21 protein-coding genes are annotated in these 18,540 nt (G+C 40.5%); 12 read left to right on the forward strand and 9 right to left on the reverse strand.

Features of this window, described 5'->3' with window-relative positions; genetic code table 11:
- The 4 genes from ACTHJT_RS16185 to ACTHJT_RS16200 form a co-directional block, all read left to right on the forward strand.
- On the forward strand, positions 1 to 846 hold an 846-nt coding region (locus tag ACTHJT_RS16185; RefSeq protein WP_440240106.1), incomplete at its 5' end, for a hypothetical protein.
- Positions 847 to 1,084: 238 nt separating this feature from the next.
- On the forward strand, positions 1,085 to 1,456 hold the full coding sequence (locus tag ACTHJT_RS16190; RefSeq protein WP_440240108.1) for a SnoaL-like domain-containing protein: 372 nt from the start codon (positions 1,085 to 1,087) through the stop codon (positions 1,454 to 1,456).
- Between the two features lie 159 nt (positions 1,457 to 1,615).
- A complete protein-coding gene (locus ACTHJT_RS16195) occupies positions 1,616 to 2,446 on the forward strand; it encodes a hypothetical protein (RefSeq protein WP_440240110.1) in 831 nt (276 codons plus the stop codon).
- Between the two features lie 14 nt (positions 2,447 to 2,460).
- A complete protein-coding gene (locus ACTHJT_RS16200) occupies positions 2,461 to 2,832 on the forward strand; it encodes a DUF1801 domain-containing protein (RefSeq protein ID WP_440240112.1) in 372 nt (123 codons plus the stop codon).
- A gap of 7 nt (positions 2,833 to 2,839) precedes the next feature.
- On the opposite strand, the gene ACTHJT_RS16205 is transcribed toward ACTHJT_RS16200, so the two are convergent.
- The 8 genes from ACTHJT_RS16205 to topA form a co-directional block, all read right to left on the reverse strand.
- Positions 2,840 to 3,904 carry a zinc-binding metallopeptidase family protein gene (locus ACTHJT_RS16205; RefSeq protein WP_440240114.1) on the reverse strand — a complete coding sequence of 355 codons (1,065 nt, stop codon included), beginning with the start codon at positions 3,902 to 3,904 and terminating at the stop codon, positions 2,840 to 2,842.
- Positions 3,905 to 4,062: 158 nt separating this feature from the next.
- Positions 4,063 to 5,304 carry a zinc-binding metallopeptidase family protein gene (locus ACTHJT_RS16210; RefSeq protein WP_440240116.1) on the reverse strand — a complete coding sequence of 414 codons (1,242 nt, stop codon included), beginning with the start codon at positions 5,302 to 5,304 and terminating at the stop codon, positions 4,063 to 4,065.
- Between the two features lie 186 nt (positions 5,305 to 5,490).
- A complete protein-coding gene (locus ACTHJT_RS16215; RefSeq protein ID WP_440240118.1) occupies positions 5,491 to 6,294 on the reverse strand; it encodes a GNAT family N-acetyltransferase in 804 nt (267 codons plus the stop codon).
- 88 nt (positions 6,295 to 6,382) lie between these two features.
- Complete coding sequence (locus ACTHJT_RS16220) at positions 6,383 to 6,829, reverse strand: TerB family tellurite resistance protein (protein ID WP_440240120.1); 447 nt, start codon at positions 6,827 to 6,829, stop codon at positions 6,383 to 6,385.
- Positions 6,830 to 7,265: 436 nt separating this feature from the next.
- Positions 7,266 to 7,457, reverse strand: coding sequence for a cold-shock protein (locus ACTHJT_RS16225; RefSeq protein WP_011585718.1), 192 nt, complete (start codon positions 7,455 to 7,457; stop codon positions 7,266 to 7,268).
- A 128-nt stretch (positions 7,458 to 7,585) separates the two neighbouring features.
- Positions 7,586 to 8,227, reverse strand: a complete 642-nt coding sequence (locus ACTHJT_RS16230; protein ID WP_440240170.1) for a Sir2 family NAD-dependent protein deacetylase — start codon at positions 8,225 to 8,227, stop codon at positions 7,586 to 7,588.
- Positions 8,228 to 8,510: 283 nt separating this feature from the next.
- Positions 8,511 to 9,050: a hypothetical protein gene (locus tag ACTHJT_RS16235; RefSeq protein WP_440240122.1), complete on the reverse strand. Its 540-nt coding sequence runs from the start codon at positions 9,048 to 9,050 to the stop codon at positions 8,511 to 8,513.
- Between the two features lie 66 nt (positions 9,051 to 9,116).
- The gene (topA, locus tag ACTHJT_RS16240) at positions 9,117 to 11,651 is read right to left on the reverse strand and encodes a type I DNA topoisomerase (RefSeq protein ID WP_440240124.1); all 2,535 of its coding nucleotides are present in this window, start codon (positions 11,649 to 11,651) and stop codon (positions 9,117 to 9,119) included.
- 176 nt (positions 11,652 to 11,827) lie between these two features.
- Here topA and ACTHJT_RS16245 point away from each other — a divergent pair, with 176 nt between their 5' ends.
- The 8 genes from ACTHJT_RS16245 to ACTHJT_RS16280 all read left to right on the forward strand — a co-directional run bounded on the left by ACTHJT_RS16245 (position 11,828) and on the right by ACTHJT_RS16280 (position 17,932).
- Entirely contained in the window at positions 11,828 to 12,343 is a 516-nt protein-coding gene (locus tag ACTHJT_RS16245; RefSeq protein WP_440240126.1) for a SixA phosphatase family protein, read from the forward strand.
- Positions 12,344 to 12,471: 128 nt separating this feature from the next.
- On the forward strand, positions 12,472 to 12,969 hold the full coding sequence (locus ACTHJT_RS16250; protein WP_440240128.1) for a hypothetical protein: 498 nt from the start codon (positions 12,472 to 12,474) through the stop codon (positions 12,967 to 12,969).
- A 60-nt stretch (positions 12,970 to 13,029) separates the two neighbouring features.
- A complete protein-coding gene (locus ACTHJT_RS16255; RefSeq protein WP_440240130.1) occupies positions 13,030 to 13,587 on the forward strand; it encodes a hypothetical protein in 558 nt (185 codons plus the stop codon).
- 75 nt (positions 13,588 to 13,662) lie between these two features.
- Positions 13,663 to 14,073 carry a hypothetical protein gene (locus ACTHJT_RS16260; RefSeq protein ID WP_440240132.1) on the forward strand — a complete coding sequence of 137 codons (411 nt, stop codon included), beginning with the start codon at positions 13,663 to 13,665 and terminating at the stop codon, positions 14,071 to 14,073.
- Positions 14,074 to 14,098: 25 nt separating this feature from the next.
- Complete coding sequence (locus tag ACTHJT_RS16265) at positions 14,099 to 16,174, forward strand: heavy metal translocating P-type ATPase (protein ID WP_440240134.1); 2,076 nt, start codon at positions 14,099 to 14,101, stop codon at positions 16,172 to 16,174.
- A gap of 22 nt (positions 16,175 to 16,196) precedes the next feature.
- Positions 16,197 to 16,469: a hypothetical protein gene (locus tag ACTHJT_RS16270; protein ID WP_440240136.1), complete on the forward strand. Its 273-nt coding sequence runs from the start codon at positions 16,197 to 16,199 to the stop codon at positions 16,467 to 16,469.
- Between the two features lie 204 nt (positions 16,470 to 16,673).
- Positions 16,674 to 17,108: a DUF3995 domain-containing protein gene (locus tag ACTHJT_RS16275; protein WP_440240138.1), complete on the forward strand. Its 435-nt coding sequence runs from the start codon at positions 16,674 to 16,676 to the stop codon at positions 17,106 to 17,108.
- An 80-nt stretch (positions 17,109 to 17,188) separates the two neighbouring features.
- Positions 17,189 to 17,932, forward strand: a complete 744-nt coding sequence (locus tag ACTHJT_RS16280; RefSeq protein WP_440240140.1) for a hypothetical protein — start codon at positions 17,189 to 17,191, stop codon at positions 17,930 to 17,932.
- Between the two features lie 146 nt (positions 17,933 to 18,078).
- Here the strand turns inward: ACTHJT_RS16280 and ACTHJT_RS16285 are convergent, their stop codons facing one another.
- Positions 18,079 to 18,456, reverse strand: a complete 378-nt coding sequence (locus tag ACTHJT_RS16285; protein WP_440240142.1) for an outer membrane integrity protein — start codon at positions 18,454 to 18,456, stop codon at positions 18,079 to 18,081.
- Positions 18,457 to 18,540: the final 84 nt, after the last annotated feature.

An 18,540-nucleotide genomic window follows, 5' to 3' on the forward strand; every position in this document is an offset into this window, starting at 1 on the left:
ATGGCACATAGTTGCGGAGAAACAGGTGGTGATATGTACTTCCTCTGGGATGGTAAAACGATCAATTACTTCTGTTTCGATTATGATGTTGGAGATGGCGGATACAGTGAAGGGGAAGTGTATACATTCCCTGCTTACCAGAATGGCATTCCCGGCAAGATGCTGCTGACATCTTATGCATCTGAAATGATCAATATTATTCCGCTGGATGATTGTGAAGCAGGCTATGCAGATGCAATCAATCACTGCATTTCTTCTGAAATGGTTTATAACGGAGCTTTTCTGGAAGAAGTTCCTTCAAAATATCTGAATATAAGAAAGCTGGCAGAAAAAGAATTCCCTTATTACAAACCCGTTCAATATAAATTCGGCGATATAAATGGCGATAAAATAGAAGATGTCGTATTTCAGCTACGCATGGATGTAACTTCGGAAGTGAATGAGTATGGAGAGTATGATTATACAAGCACCAACAAAACAAAAATGTGTATTGCTTTTGGGAATGCAGGAGGCGGGTTTGAAAACATACATACGAATGAAATTTTTATCAGAGAAGGTGAATCCTCATTAACGATATCTTTAAAAGGCTCAGAAATATTTATTACCAATTATATACCATCCAGCCGTGATGAATGGGATGCCTATAACTATGCAAGAAAGATCTATAGTTTCGTTTACAATACGAATGATAAAAGCATCTATCTGAAGTCTGCTTCAAGTGTAGATGTAGGAGGTTATACGTCAAAATCCTTTATCGCTGAAAAAATTCCGTTCAAAGACGTCGTGCAATATGAGGTAGAAAGTGAACCAATCGAAGAGGATGCTGAAAGCGAAGAAGAAGATTAAGGGGGTAAACATATTTTTTTGTAAATAAAAAAATATGAAGATTATGGATTGGAAATTCAACGGGCGTTGTTAACGAAGTTATATATAATAGCCGGAGGTGAAAGAATCTCCGGTCTTGTTTTTTTACAAGAAACTGTCCATATCAGCCTTTTAGAAAGTCTATTTTACACCTGATCTATTTTACTTTCAGATATTATTTTTGTTTTGTCCTATATCAACATAAGCCAAAAATAATTATATGGAAAAAATAGTAATGACCGTACAACAGGTCGCTCATCGCTTCAATGAACTTGCCCAGCAGGAAAAGTGGTTTGAAATTCAGGAAGAGCTTTTTGCTGAAACAGTGAAGAGTATAGATCCGCCGGGCTCTCCGTATATGGGCTATGCAGAAGGTAAAGCTTCTGTTCGTAAAAAAGGAGAAACCTTTGTACAAACAATTGAAGCTGTACATAGCGCATCTACTACGGTTCCGGTTATTGGCGGCAACCATTTTGCTGTAGGCCGTAATATGGATCTTACCATACAGGGATTTGGGAGGGTACAGCTGAATGAAGTTATGCTGTACGAAGTGAAAGATGGTGAAATTATATCGGAACAGTTTTTTTATTAAAGAATCATTCATGTATTAATACCCCGGGTATATACAAAGGGGTATTAATTTTTTATATTTTTTTATTGGAGGAAAAGTCAGGATATTTAGTAAGTAAATCATTCGATGTTGCTTTGTCTCATGCAGCATCTAAGGAGTTCAATCTTATTAAAATAGTTTATGAAAATTGTTCAGTTAATTATTCTCTTCTTATTTTTTCAGAGCATCTCTTCACAGGCTTGTCTGAATACATATCAATTCAAAATATTTCCTGTAGGCATGGTTTCAGATACTATTGTAACAGTAGATGTACAGATCAGAAGAACTTCACAGGAAGAAGGTAACAGGTGGCTCAGACTGGATCTTGATTCTGCAGATGAGTGGACAGAGATGTGGATCATTGACGCGTTTGTTTCTAAGTATGATAACACGCAACATTTACTGACAAAAGAATCTATCGGCCGTATTTATTCGCTTAAAGAAACATACCTGGATTCGCTTAAAAGTATTTATCAGAAAGGATATAAATCTGTATGTGCCAGGTATCCAGCGATCAGACAATTTAATCCTGTATATTTATCTTATTGTAACTTTCAGCAATCCTGTGAATACATAAGGATTGCAGCAGATACCCTGGCCAATAAAAATTACTTTGTTTATCAGAATAAGAGTTATAGACTCTCTGTATTAGAGGATACTTCTTATTATGCATTTCATAAGGGTGAAGAACCTTCGATCCCTATTATGGATTTTTATGCAAATTCAATCCGGGTATATAAGCTTGATGACATGGAAATTGTTATTGGTCATGTAACAACCGGACATGAGATCAGCATGGGATGGGTTACCAATGATCCGAAGGTTGCGAAGAAAATGGAAAAAAAAGGTGAGACAGCAATTCTTGTAAAAGAATACAAACCTGAAAAACCTTTCGCAGATATAAGTACCGCGGTTTATGAAGAGCCGCTCCTGCATCATGCTTATGGATTTGACCTGTTTATTGTGAAGTAGCTCAACCTTTATTTATGATCCGGGACACAGATGCTTTTTATTTGAATCAGGAAGAACCCAACAAGAGCTGTCTGCTGGCTTTACGTACAATTATTATTGATCAGGATGTACATATTACTGAAACACGGAAATATGGTATGCCATGCTTTTGCTACAAGAAAAAAATGTTCTGTTATTTATGGACAGATAAAAAAACGACGGAACCTTATATACTTTTGGTTGAAGGGAATTATCTGAAACACCGGAAACTCGAGTCCGGAAGCCGTGCGAGGATGAAGATTTTCCGGGTGAATCCCAATAAAAATCTGCCGTTAAAAGCCATTAAAGATATTTTAAAAGAAGCATTGGATCTGTATAGAACTGGTGTAATAAAAATAAAGGAATGATTTTTTATTATTTTACATCCCGGTTTACTTTGCATACATCGTGTATAAAGGATAATTTTTTCACGACAGGTTCAGATATCACAAAAGGATAGAAGTCGGAATGTCCCATGCTGCGGTTGAGGTTATTGACAGCGAACGTTAATGGCACCCACATATTGAATAATATATTAAAATCTGTCACGGTATATGGATCTTTTGTAATAGCAGTCTTTATACTATCCTTTGCAGGTTCAATTGTATTCAATCCCATGCCAAAGAAATAAGCTGTTTCCAGTGTGTCCATGATATGCATATAATGTGCCCATGTTTCTGCCCAGTCTTCCCAGGGGTGCGCAGTAGCATATACACTTATAAAATCGTTCTGCCAGTCTGGATTCGGTTCAGAATGATAATACCTGTTCAATGCTTCAGCATAATCCATGGATTCATCGCCAAAAATACTTCTGAAACTGCTAAGAAGATCTGTATTGCGTATCAGCGCATCCCAGTAATAATGCCCGATCTCATGGCGGAAATGCCCCAATAGTGTCCTGTATCTTTCCCCCAGGTCCAGCTTGTGTCTGGCGCGTTCCGCATCATCCGCTTCATTGATGTTTAGGGTAATAACTCCATTGTCGTGGCCGGTCATTATTTTTTCTTCCGGAGATAATTCAGCCAGAAAATCAAATGCAATGCCGGTATCATTATTATTTATTTTTTTTTCTACGGGTAAACCCAAGCGGAGAAGGGAATAAACAAGGCGATGTTTGGCAATTTCTATTTTATTCCATAAGGGTTGATTCTGCGGATTGGTAAGCGGTGGGATTGTTCTGTTCAGCTTGCAGGCTTCACAATAGTCAGCTGTGCTTTCTACAGGTACCAGCCAGTTACAATTACCATACTGTTTATTTAAACAATATTTATACTTAGATTTTGTTTTTACTGCTGAGAACTCTGCAGTATTATTTTGGGATTGCAAAGTTATCATAGTAAGCTGTTTGCTGTCAAAGCCTACAGGGTGCTTACAATTCAGGCACACGCTATTTTCAAAATAAAGAGATCTGTTGCAGTTGCTGCATGCGTATAGTTTCATATGAATGTTACGGGAAATTAGGGCATACAAAGAAACCGGTATTTCAACAAGGTGCTTTTACAGGATAATCAGTTTTTTTTATATCTTTCGAAGTAGTCAATAATAAAAATAGGCCTTTGCAAACAGGGGGGCCGGGGTAAGGGATAGAGGAATTATAATTATTTATTTTTGAACAGAGAGCCAAATAAAAAAGGTTTATTTGTTTTGCTTGCAGAATCCTGATTTTGGGATTGGATTTGTTTTTGCTCGCTCGTATTTATGGTCTCTTGCGATGCTGCCTGGATCTGTTCTTCAGCAATGTTTTTTTTATCCTTTGCTGTGAGTTCGATGCTTTCGCTGTCATTACTTAATCTGTGCTTTTTACAGATTTTGTGTATAAAAGAAAGTTTTTCAACGATCTCTTCTGAAATAACAAATGGGTAGAATTCAGGATGACCCATGCTTCTGCTGAGCCCGTTAACAGCGAAACCAAGCGGTACCCACATATTAAAAATATCAATGAATTTTTTCACCTGATATGGGTCGGAAATTTTTGGAGCACTGATGTTTCGTTGCTGCAATGATTCTGTGTCGAGCTGGATACCGAAGTTAAATGCTGTTTCAACAGTATCCATCAGGTGCATGTAGTGTGCCCAGGATTCTGCCCAGTCTTCCCATGGGTGAGAAGTAGCATAAATACTGATGTAGTGATTGCTGGTATTTTTGTTTGGATTATTGTAATAGTTTCGCAGCGCTTGCTGGTAATTAACCGTTTCATCGCCAAACAGCTCCCTGAATTTTTTTAATTTCTTGGGGTTGTTTTTAATGAGTACATCCCAGTAATAATGACCTATTTCATGGCGGAAGTGTCCGAGAAGTGTTCTGTATTTTTCGTTCAGGTCGTATTTGTTCTTGGCACGCTCTGCTTCATCTGCCTCTTTGATATTGATGGTGATCAGTCCGGATTGATGCCCGGTTGTTACACTTTTCGCATGATGATCCACGGTAAAATCAAATGCAATACCTTCAGGACTATTATTGACCTTCTTTTTAATCGGCAGCTGCAGCTTTAGTAAGGAATAGATCAGCCGGTGCTTGGCAATTTCAATTTTATGCCAGCGTTCCCTGTTCTGAGCAATGGTAAGAGGAGGGATGGTTCTGTTCAGTTCACAGGCTATACAGAAGTTTGATGTGCTTTCAGCAGGGATCAACCAGTTGCAGGTTGCTTCCTGTGCATTCTGGCAGTACTTATAGGTTTTTTTTGATTGTATGTCTGTGTAGAATGAATCTGTTTTGTTTTTCTGTATAGTGAGCATAAGTAACTGGCTGCTGTCAAATCCTATAGGGTTTCGGCAGCTCAGGCAGATACTATTTTCAAAATACAGCGTGTTGTTGCAATGTTTGCAGCTAAACAATTTCATTTTATTACAACCGGATAGATTCGTTTAACACAAGGTGTTCCAGGAACACGACAGTAACGGTAAAAATACTTTAATCTAGGTGAAAAGAAAAATTAGAACTTTAAAGAAGCTTACATTCAGAGCTCTACGTACATTTTTATATTGCTTTGAATGTGAAGCATAGTAGGGCTATGACAGATAATTGAATTAGCCTATGCTTCCGGCGATACGATTGAATATTTTTGAATAATCAGCCTCCCGGATTTCGCCCAAACGCATGCGCTTTGCGGTTTTAAATGGTTCAAAACCTTGTATACTCATACATGCAATTGCTGCAGTATTATTAATCGGAAAGGCTGCGTGCTCTTTTGAACAGAATCGTTTTTCCATCAGTGCGCGCCCTGCCTGTGTTGAGTCGGCAATAATAAAACCTTCATGAAATGTTGGTACATACAATCCTTCCACCGTGTTGCCGGAAACATATAACCAGGCGTTGGAGAGATGCTGTTCAAAATGAAACAGCCGGTTCTCTGCAGAGATGCGTTGATCCAGGCGTTGGATCTGATCATGAAAGGGCGTTGTATAAGGAATAATATTGGCTGAATGGATTACTGTATTTTTTGCCTGGTTGAAGTTTTTATAAAAGAGATATTCAGTTTCTGTTTCGAAGCCCAGTTTTTCATAGACAGGTTCACCAAGCGCAGTAGCAATCAAATAAATCGTTTTACATTGTCTGCTGTCAATACTGTTGATGAGAGATTGGGTGATATATTTACCAATACCTCTGTTTCTGTATTCCGGATGAACGATGATATGTGCGAGCCAGGCTGTGTCATGGTGCATGATGGTGGTGCCAATGCCAACCAGTTCATTGGCAAGTGTTATTTTAACCGGAAAGCAGAAAGGAGATGCTGTATAAAATTCATATACAGGAACGATATCATGCCAGCCCTCCGGCTGCAGCAGCGGTAGATCGGGGATGTCGGCTGTTATGAATGGAGATAGATTCATTTTTACATTCCGGCATGTTTGTTATATATCTATAAGGAGATTTTTAACAGGCATAAATAGAACAGAGGCCGTTGAGCCTCTGTTCTATTTAATGTTTATTTGTGGTGAGCAGATCATCTACAATCTGTTTGGCAATGTCGAAATCCAGGGGAAGTGCTTTGGTAAGATATGCAGCGATTTCTTTTTCTTTTGGTTGTAATTTTCCGTCTGCCAACAGGAGTTGCATAATCAGTTTGAAGAGCACGTCTTTGTTACTCTCCTGTACATGCGGAGCACAGCTGTCGATTAAATTATAGCTGCCGATCTTTCGGTCAGCAAGCAGCACCGGCTGGTAGTATTCGGCAACATGGTGACCTTTAAACAAACTTTGTTTATCCACCAGGTCAAACATTTCCTGCAGTTCTTTATCCGATATATGCGCATCGATATGCATACAGGCATACATGATTCCGATCCAGGCTTCCTGCTCGCTTTGCGGTGCATAGGTTGCGGCCGTTGAAGAAGATGAACCGAATAGTTTTGTCAAAAATTTCATTATTGTTGAATTTAAGGGAAATGCTGATTTTAGCCTTTAATGTTATTTCTAATATACGAAAAAAGAAACAGATGTGGTTTGTTATGGGTGTGTAAATTCATGTGACGAACTACTTTTAATTATCTGAAATCAGTAGTCATTGAATAGTAATTTAATTATGAATTATGAATTATGAATTTAAAATGAGAAGAGAAAGCATGAGGATTAGCGTTGTTGGTGTTCTATTCGGAAAATATTGGATTGGTGAACAGAAGTCAACGTGGTCACCGGCAACGGCTGAAGTTTTGTTATTCATCCGGATCTAAGCTGAAAGCCTTTCACCGCATAACATGGGGCTGGCCCTAAAAAAAATGAAGACAACTGAGAAGTAGTAAAATAAAAAAGTCACGCTGAAGGCGTGACTTTTAAAATCTTAAATGATTGGTATATATTAAAACTAAACTAGTTTAACATTTACTGCATTTAGTCCTTTTTTTCCTTTTTCAAGTTCGAAAGTTACTTCGTCGTTTTCTCTGATCTCGTCAACAAGACCTGATACGTGTACAAAGTATTCTTTGCCTGATTCTTTTTCGATAATGAACCCAAAACCTTTTGAGTTATTAAAGAATTTAACTGTTCCGTTATTCATTATTGTGATGTTATTAATTAATACCTAAAATTACACATTTAATTGCATATATCCGCTTAGGTATATATTTTTTTTGTGTTAACCTGCATCTTGTAATATTCCGTGAAATGGGTAATGAACAGGAAGTATTAGTTGTACTTTTCAATCAATTCACGAACAACACGCGGCACACCGGTGGTAGCTTTCTCAGCAATCAGTGTCAGCTGCGGATGTTTTTTTAGAGCCGGCAGGTTCGGGTCGATCACGATTATTTCAGTATCCGGTCCTGTATAATCAATGAGTCCTGCTGCAGGATACACCTGCAGCGATGTGCCGATCACAATAAAGATATCCGCTTTCGACGCCAGTCTGGCGGCATCATCCATGAGTGGTACGGCTTCGCCAAACCAGACTATGTTGGGGCGAAGCTGTGATCCCTTTATGCAGGTGTCGCCGAGTTTCAGTTCCCAGCCTTCGATCGGGTAGACCAGGCGTGGGTTTAATGTGCTTCTGCTTTCAAATAATTTGCCATGGATGTGCAGCACATTTTTTGAACCTGCGCGTTCGTGCAGGTCATCTACGTTTTGTGTAATGATGTGTACCGGAAAATGCTTACTCAATTCCACCAGTGCTTCATGCCCGGCATTGGGTTGTGCCTTGAGTGCATCTCTGCGACGCATGTTGTAAAATTCCAGCACCAGCTGCGGATTTTTTCTCCAGCCTTCCGGAGAGGCTACTTCGGTTACATCATGGCCTTCCCACAGGCCGCCGCAGTCGCGGAAAGTATTGATTACGCATTATTCCGAGATACCGGCACCGGTTAAAACTACTATGTTTTTCATGTTTTTACCTTCGTTGAAGAAATTCCAAATTACAAAAATCAAAATCCAAACGGAGAAATGTGTAGAGTTTAGAGTGTAAAGTGTATTTGGTTCTTTTAAAATAGAAAAGGAGAACAGATACTGTTCTCCTTTTCTATTTACAATTACAAAACGGTTTGGAATTTGTTTTTTGTTATTTGGAATTTAAACGTAGGAAACGATTGTTATATTTTATTTCCTCCGTAAATAAAATCTACCAATCGTTTCCTACGTTTACAGGTTTATCTTCCGGATTTCCCAATGTAACTTTGATGTTGGCAACCAGTTTTTCCATTTCAGCAGCAGTCAGTCTTTTGATATCGCCCCAGCCTTGCATGGTTAATACATATTTGTTGCACTCCGGTGTAGTTTTCTCAAGCGGACCGCCATTACCTTTTTCAGAAGAGTGAACAAGATCTGTGATCACATATTTATAGCGGCCGTCTTTGCAGGCAATCACAACTGTGTAGGTAACTTTTCCGGTATGCATAATACCTGGCTGTGGCGCATGATAGGCTACTTTGAATTCCCCTTTGTAGCTATAATATCCGTCAGCAGGTTTGTCGGCAAGGATACCGCTGCCAGATACATTCAGGTTGTGCGTACGTTTAAAGAGGACTGCCTGGGTTGCACCCGTAACAGTTTCTACGCCAGTATACGTGATCTTTTTAGTAGCAGTATCAATCGGAAATGTTTGTGCAAATGAATGAAATGCAGCTACACAGCCAAGGATCAATGAGAATACAATTTTCATAATACGGTTGGTTTATGTTTGAATTCGTTTAATTACTATATGCTTCTTTCAAAACCATGCCAGAAATTATTTTTTCCTGGCAGCTGCTTTTTTCGCAGCAGGTTTCTTGGCTGCAGCCTTCTTTGCGGCAGGTTTTTTCGCAGCAGGCTTTTTCGCCGCTACCTTTTTTGCAGCAGGTTTTTTCGCCACTGCTTTCTTAGCCGCCGGGGCTTTTTTGGCAGCAACTGTTTTCTTGGCTGCAGCAGCTTTACCTTTCTTCGGTTTAGCCAGACCAGCATCCACATCCGTTGGGTCGTGGTCTAAGCCTGCAATGGCAAGGCATTCCGCGTAAGTTAATGAAGCCGGTTCTCTGTCTTTCGGTAGTTTGAAATTATTTTTACCGATCGCCAGATAGGGTCCCCATCTGCCTTTCAATATCTTCACATATTCGCTTTCCGGATATTCTGCAATCAGTTTCTCTGCATCTGACTGGCGCTTCGCAAGGATCAGTTCAATACCACGGTCAGCATCAATGGTCATGACATCGTCGGTCTTCGGAATGGATACAAACTTGCTGTTGTGGCGTATATACGGGCCGAAACGGCCGATGGCTACAACCATGGGTTTGTCTTCAAACATACCGATTTCTCTTGGCAGCTTGAATAATTCCAGCGCTTCTTCCAGCGTGATGTTCTCGATCAGTTGGCCTTTGCGCAAACTCGCGTATCTCGGTTTGATGTCTTTCTCTTCATCGGCTTCACCTATCTGTACAAACGGACCGTAGCGGCCAAGACGTGTACTGACCTGCTCGCCCGTTTCAGGATGCACACCTAATATACGGGATGAGTTTACACTCGAACGTTCTACATTTTCTGTCTGCACAACCTGCTTATGGAAATCTCCATAGAAGTCTTTCAGCATGTTCTGCCACTTGATCTTTCCTTCAGCAATGTCATCAAATTCTTTTTCAACCAATGCAGTGAAATTGAAATCCGTAACATTCGGGAAATGCTCTACAAGGAAATCATTGGTGATCATGGCAAGATCCGTCGGGAAGAGTTTCGATTTCTCCTGGCCCGTATTCTCTGTGATAACCGCTGCTTTAACAGCATTATCTTTTAATGTTAATTGTGTAAGCTTGCGCTCTCTGCCATCACGGTCTTCCTTAATAACGTAGCCTCTTTTTTGTATGGTGGAAATTGTCGGCGCGTACGTAGACGGACGGCCAATGCCCATTTCTTCCAGTTTTTTTACCAGACTCGCTTCTGTATATCTTGACGGCGGACGGGTATAACGTTCAACTGCTACAATCTGATTGAGACCTAATTTCTGGTCTACTTTCAACGGCGGCAATGTAGCCGTGCCGCCTGTTTTTGCTTCGATTTCTTCTTCGTCTTCATCGTCTTCATCTTTCGATTCAAGATATACTTTTAAGAAACCTTCAAAAGTGATTACTTCGCCTGATGCAATGAAATTCTCAGGTGATTTATTATTGCCGATTGTTACAACTGTACGCTCCAAACGGGCATCAGCCATTTGTGAAGCAATGGCACGTTTCCAGATCAGGTCGTACAAACGTTGTTCGTTACGGTCTGTACTTGCCTGCTGCACGTTGAAATCCGTCGGACGGATGGCTTCGTGCGCTTCCTGTGCATTTTCAGATTTACTTTTATATCTGCGGGTGAATGCATAGTCAGCACCGTAATTATTGGTAATGGTGTTACGTGCCGCATCAATAGCGAAATCAGACAAGTTCACCGAATCCGTTCTCATATAAGAAATCTTACCGGCTTCGTATAAACGCTGCGCAACCGTCATGGTCTGCGCTACTGAAAAGCTCAGTTTGCGTGATGCTTCCTGCTGTAGGGTAGAAGTAGTGAATGGGGCGGAAGGAGATTTTTTCGCTGGCTTTTTTTCCAGGTCACGCACAAAGAAATCTGCGCCGATCAGTTTGGTTAAGAAAGTCTGTGCCTCTGCTTCTGTATCAAAACGGGTAGGCAATTCAGCTTTGATGCTTTTATTACCGTCCTTGAATTCTGCTGTTACTTTAAATAAGGCTGTCGGGTTGAATTGCAGGACATCACGTTCTCTTTCTACCACGATACGTACAGCAACGGATTGTACCCGGCCGGCAGATAAGCCTGCCTTAATCTTTTTCCAGAGTACAGGAGACATTTCGAAGCCCACCAGGCGGTCCAGGATCCGACGTGCCTGCTGTGCGTTCACTAAATCAATATCTATGCCTCTTGGTGTCTGTACGGCGTTTAAAATCGCGTTTTTGGTAATCTCGCGGAACACAATACGACGCGTTTTTTTATCATCCAGGTCCAGGGATTCTTTCAAATGCCAGGAAATAGCTTCTCCTTCGCGGTCATCATCGGTCGCTAACCAAACAGTATCTGCTTCCTTTGACAACTTCTTCAGTTCCTTGACAACTTCTTTTTTGTCAGGGGAAATCTCATATGTAGGCTTGAAACTATTCTGTATATCGATGGCCTTATCGCCTTTCTGTAAGTCTCTTACGTGACCATAACTTGACTTGACAGTAAAATCTTTTCCAAGATACCCTTCAATGGTTTTTGCCTTTGCCGGGGACTCAACTATGACTAAATTCTTTGGCATCTGCCTTCTCTTTATAAATGAACACGACAAAGATGAATATTTTTTTTTCTAAAATGCAAACATTCAATTCAAGGTATTGAATTAAAATAGTATTTATCAAAGTATTTATATGAATTCAATTTATTGAATGATTGGATTTCGGGAATTTTATGTAATATGCTTCTTTTAAAAGAGCAATGGGGAAAACACTTATTTTAATACGTCATGCCAAGTCAGATTGGTCAGAAAGCGGACAAAAAGACTTTGACCGGGAATTGAACAGGAGAGGGCACCTGGATGCTCCCCGGATGGGTGGAAAACTGAAAGAATTGGGTATTGTACCCGATCTGATTGTTTCCAGTCCGGCTACACGGGCAAAATTAACGGCTGAATATATTTGCGAACAGATCAATTATCCGCTTACAGACATCGATTTTCAGGAAGATATTTATGAAGCTTCTGTGCGTACTTTATTAAAGGTAGTGAACGAGCTGAATGATAAATACAATACTGTAATTATAGTAGGGCATAATCCGGGTTTTACCTACCTGGCCGAAAATCTTACCCATGCGGAAATAGGAAATATTCCTACTTGTGGTATTGTGGAACTTGGTTTCGATCTTGACAGCTGGGCATTGATTTCGCAGAATACAGCCACCCTGAAGAATTTTATTTACCCGAAGATGTTTTTTGGCGGCGGCGAGCAGGAGTAGATAATGGTTAGTCCTGCTGCACCAGTGTATAGTGGTCAGGTTTTACATGTCTGGATTTATTTTTTTAAAACTTAAAGCCGCTGCAATATAATAACTTGCCGTTATAACAACGACGCATCACAATTCATATGACTGAGGAATATATAAGTGGTTATCTGGAAGCAATCTCAAAGATGAAGGATATTTTAACCCCTTCTGTAGGTGGAACCAATCAATTCTTCTCAATCAATAATAATCCCCAGATTGATTTATTAAATAATATCAGGAATTTTCTTAAAGATAATATTCAATACTATAATACATTTTATAATAACGAACAATTTGAAGAGCGCCTCCGCACAATAACTCTATTGAAAATTAAAAACTGGGAAAAAGAATTTCCTTTATTGATAGAAAACTGGACTTGCGATAAAACAATAACTTCAATAAATGGAAAGAACGGATTTTTGCTTTCCGAATATTTGGTAAACTTTCTGCTAAAAGATTTTTTTCAAGGTAAATATGTAGAAGTATTTAAGTTATTACCGGATTGGGAAAAATGGCACTGGGGAGATCAAATGAGTGAAGAATATGTGTTTGTTACAAACGATAAAATATTTATTATGCACTTTGGAGAGAGCAGTTGATAAGCTAAAGATGTATATTGTGTTACCATGACCGGCTAAACATAATATTTGCAATACAGTATGAACAAATCATTCCTCTTACTTGCTTGGCTTTTATTCCTGATTTCTTCCTGTAAAACCCCGGAAGGAAAAGAAAAGAGTGCTGTTCCAATAGACAGTCATGCTGTACATACAGTTACTTCCGGAGATACTGCAATCTATGCCGGGGCATCATCCGATTACATCATCTTCGGCAGGTTCTGCGGCGAGTGCATGGGCGAATGTGCCACCATGTATAAGTTTGATCCGGTGAATCGCACCTTGTTTGCAGATCATTCAGACAGCTACTGGAAATACCATAGCGACGGAACAATGAAATTTGCTACTACCATCAGTGATCCGGCTGTTATTGCGCTCGTACAGGAAATACCGGATGAGATTCCGGATGAATTGCTGCATGCAGAAGCAGGCGAACAGCGGTTTGGCTGCCCGGATTGTGCCGATGGCTGCGGCATCTTTTTTGAAATCGGGAAAGGCAAAATAAGCAGGAAGTTTTATATTGATAACCAGACTGACAAACTCGAAGGTGATGTAAAAGCATTTGCAGAATATCTACAGGAGGTGTTGGCTAAAATATAACACAGCACGCATCGCCGCCGTTACCAATTCATCCCTTAACTGTTTTCATTCCGATAAGATAGTTTGTTTCAACCTATGAATCCATCAAAAGAATCTGTAAAGGCAAAACAAAAAGCTGTAATGCTTCCGATGCTGTTTTCTGCGTTATTGTTTTCAGCCTGCGATCCTTACTATAGAATAACGGTTGCCAATAAAACCAGCGATACAGTTAAGCTGCTGGTGAAAGAAAATATTCATTTCAATACAGATAAGTCAATATCAGGCGTTACGGCAAATAGATTGGATGTATATGAACTGGCACCTGCGGAATGGATGCGCGTTGGGTATGCTATCGCTGAAATAGATAATGATCTTCCGTTTGATACGCTTAAAATTGTGCGGAATGCAGATACACTTACAGCAGATAACGCGGCAGAAATTAAACGGTTGTTTGATAAAAGAATAATCGGTGGTTTGAAAAAGCCTTATAACATCAGTATAAAATAATGGAGGGCATTGGTATAGACGAGCAATGATTAATACAGATAAAGACCACATCCACACATACGACGCACAGGGCCGGATGACCTGCTGCACCCTGGAAGATAAAATCTATACCAATGCCGGTGCCGAAGAGTTGATTCACCATCCTAAAGAAGCCGGCCATAAACATGACCATGCGGATAAGCACCATCACGATCATGACCATGAACAAAGTCATGACCATGATCATGATCACAGCCATGGCAGTCTGCCGGGTATGTTTATACCAGCCGCTGTTTCGTTGGCATTGCTGCTGGTTGCGCTTTATATAGAACATGTGGTGAACGCTGGCTGGTTTACCGGCTGGGTAAAAATTGCCTGGTATGCAGTTGCCTATCTTCCGGTTGGTATACCGGTATTTAAAGAAGCGTTTGAAAGTATTGTCATTGGTGAAATATTTTCAGAGTTTTTGCTGATGTGTATTGCTACGGCCGGCGCTTTTGCCATTGGCGAATATCCGGAGGGTGTCGCCGTGATGCTGTTCTATACGATCGGCGAAGTATTTCAGACACTGGCCGTAAAACGTGCCAAAGCAAATATCAAATCCCTGCTTGATCAGCGGCCCGATGAAGTAACTGTGCTGAGAGATAACCAGCAGCAAACAGTAAAAGCGGAAAGCGTAAATATTGATGAGATTATACAATTGAAACCCGGTGAAAAGCTGGGTCTGGATGGCGTGCTACTTTCAGCTACAGCCTCGTTCAATACGGCTGCGCTGACGGGTGAAAGCAAGCCCGATACAAAAGCGCAGGGTGATGTGGTGCTGGCAGGTATGATCAACCTTAATACGGTCGCGCAGGTGAAAGTTACTACAGCATATACAGACAGCAAGCTGAGCAAAATTCTGGAACTGGTGCAGAATGCTACTGCTCAGAAAGCGCCTACTGAATTATTCATCCGCAAGTTTGCAAAGATCTATACACCGGTTGTCGTATTTCTTGCTGCTGCTATTTGTTTGCTGCCATCCTTTTTTCTGGCAGACTATACGTTTACCGATTGGTTATATCGCGCATTGATATTCCTGGTGATCTCTTGTCCCTGTGCACTGGTCATCAGCATTCCGCTGGGGTATTTCGGTGGTATTGGTGCGGCAAGTAAAAATGGTATCCTGATTAAAGGAAGTAATTTTCTCGATGTGCTTGCAAACACTTCGCATGTAGTAATGGACAAGACCGGTACACTTACGGCAGGTGTTTTCAAGATACAGGATGTTGTGTTCGACAAGGCATTTAACCAGACTGAAATGCTGCAGCTGGTGAATGCGCTGGAAAGCCATAGTTCACATCCGGTAGCAACCGCGGTTCATCAATTCATCGGCACCGTAAACAATGATCTTAACCTGCAAAATGTGGAAGAGGTCCCAGGCCACGGATTAAAAGCTGATGTGGACGGCAAACAGCTGCTCGTTGGGAATTTTAAACTGATGGATAAGTTTTCTGTTCCATACAATGTTGATCCGGCAGGGATTGTGTACACCGTAATTGCAGTGGCATACGATCAAAAATTTGCAGGTTATATCACCATCGCAGACAGCATCAGGGAAGATGCACAAATCGCTATTGACAAGTTGAAATCGCTTCATGTAAAAACAACCATGCTGAGCGGCGATAAAACTACCATCGTAAAATTCGTTGCAGAGAAACTGGGAATCGATCAGGCGTTTGGTGATCTGTTGCCGGAAGATAAAGTAAACAAGGTAAAGGAAATCAAGGCAAACCAGGCAACGGTTGCTTTTGCAGGCGATGGTGTAAATGATGCCCCGGTAGTAGCTTTAAGCGACGTGGGTATTGCCATGGGCGGGCTCGGCAGTGACGCCACCATTGAAACAGCAGATGTGGTGATCCAGGACGACATGCCGTCTAAAATTCCTACGGCTATTCACATAGGAAAAGAAACAAAGAAAATTGTCTGGCAGAATATCACACTGGCATTCGTGGTGAAAGCGGTTGTATTGGTCCTTGGCGCCGGCGGACTGGCAACGATGTGGGAAGCAGTATTCGCGGATGTAGGAGTGGCTTTGCTTGCCATATTGAATGCCGTGCGCATACAACAAATGAAATTTTGATAACAACAACAGCATTGATAAAATGAAAAGGGGATTTACGCGTAGAGCAATTGCTATTTTCATACTGCTGTTCATTGTACTTTCACTAGTAACGCTGGTGCCTGGCAGCAAGTCGGATGGCAATGATCTTATCGGATTTCCATTCAGATTTTATATATACCTGGGCGGGAAAATAAGACCAGAGCCTTTGAGTCGATTCATCATTTCATATCCTAAATTGATTTTTGATCTGCTTATTATCGGAATCGCATCTGTATGCATCGAAATGTTTATTCAGAAAAGAAAACGTACATAAATTAAATTTAACTTTCAATTGGCTCTTCCGGATTTATAATTCAATGTTGCCTTGTGAAGGATTTATCAGAACATAAGCAGTTTTCCTTGCTTAACCATATGGTTCTTTTGTCCTGATACAAAAGAACCAAAAGATTAAGGTTTCCGCCGCGGCGAATGACAACCAGATAACAGGCATTTATAATCCCATAAACTTTCAACAACTATGGCAACACTACTGGCTAGTATCTTATTTCTTATTTTTCTTTTTTTATCAGGTATTCATGTTTATTGGGCCTTCGGCGGACAGTGGGCGAGTGGCGCGGTAATTCCCACCCGCGACGATGAACAGCAGGCAATGATGCCCGGCATTCTGCCAACACTGATTGTCGCGATGGGGTTACTTGGTTTCGGATTTACAGCCTTGCTTCAGGTAATGATATTTAATTCGGAACTGCCGGGATGGCTAATGATTATTCGTGCATATGGCCTTTGGATAATCGCAGGGATTTTTATTATCCGGGCCATCGGCGATTTTCATTATGTCGGTTTCTTTAAAAAAATCAGGCATACAAAATTCGCGGTCAACGATACAAAACTTTATACGCCCTTATGTTTACTGGTGGGTACGCTAGCCATAATACTTGAGCTGAGTAAATAAATGTAACTCTTTTTAAATACTTTGAAATTTTTAATACATTTCTTTCCTGTATATTTGTTAAAAGTATCGGCTTAAGAATAATGCGCTTTGTTTCAGGGATCATCATTTTTGTGTTTTTTCAGTTGACGGCATTGCTTTCACAGGCACAGATTCTGGTTCCTTTGAAGCCGCGCCAGTATGCGTTTACATACACCAATGGCTGGTATGATAAGACTCCTGTTTTCTGCATCGAAGCGGCCCGTACGTTTCATATCCGTATTGGTAAACTGGTCGATGAACATACTACACTGTTTCTGGATTTTGCCGACCGTACAAAATTTGAACGCGATCATACCTTTCAGTTTATTTACGGCGGACAAGGATTTTTATTCCGGAGGGGAAGTTTTAAATTTCTTTTCAGAAAAACATTTACCGTAAACCGTTATGTATCTGAAGAATTTAAAGGCACATTCTTAGGCGGCGAGCTGGACCTGGCACCTGGTATTTATAAGAAAAAATATTTCGCTGCCATAGATTTTTATTTTGGCGACAGCTTCACCGGTCATGTAGTCGCTAATCCACAGGCACAGCATGTGTTAAAAGATGTAGAGTCGGGCTGGATCACGCCGCACTTTGCAACCATTAAACTTGGTCTGAACCTCGGTTATTATATCAATGAAAAATTTCTGGTACAAGGACATGTTGATTATACATTAATGAAGCCTGAAAAATTATTGCATGCGCCAAGTGTATATTGTACCATTGGTGTTTCATACATGATCAACCGGAAGAATGTTGTTGAAAAAGCACCTAAGCCCGCAGTGATTGAAGACGTGGATAGATAATTATAAGTTATGAATTATAAATTATGAATTGGCTGCGCAAGCAATAAAAAAAGCCCTGCTGATATACTCAACAGGGCTTTTTTTATTTAATGAGAAGAATCGGATGAAGTCAAATCATGAATGGAATACCAATCCATAATTCATAATTACTTCTTGTTTTTCGACTTTACGTAACTCTTCTTTTTCTTCGTCGTTTTCTTTTTGGCTGCATTCAAACGTTTGCTGGCACGTTTATCCGCCTGTTTACGGGTAACGGCATTACGTTTTTCTTTTTCCTTTTTAGCCTTGGCCATTCTTTTTTGATACTCAATGGCTTCGGGAGTCATTTGGTTTTTGGTGCCTTCTGCGTTTTCAGCATCCAGGTCGGCCTGGGTATGCCCCTTGTTTGACCGTTCTTTTTTTACTTTTGCAGGTTTGCCGCCGCCGCCCGAAGACGCGTCCGGTTCCGTTTGTGCATAAGAGTTCTGTTGCGATGCTACTAAGCACCCCAGACTCAGGAGTATAATAAATGCAAGTTTTCTCATAGGATTTCATGCACAATATGCTAAAAAAGTAGTGGGAAAAAAAATCTCCTTTTACTTCTCTATCCACTCAGGAATAAAGATTTT

Source organism: Cytophaga sp. (assembly GCF_051961495.1).
Lineage (GTDB): Bacteria > Bacteroidota > Bacteroidia > Cytophagales > Cytophagaceae > Cytophaga.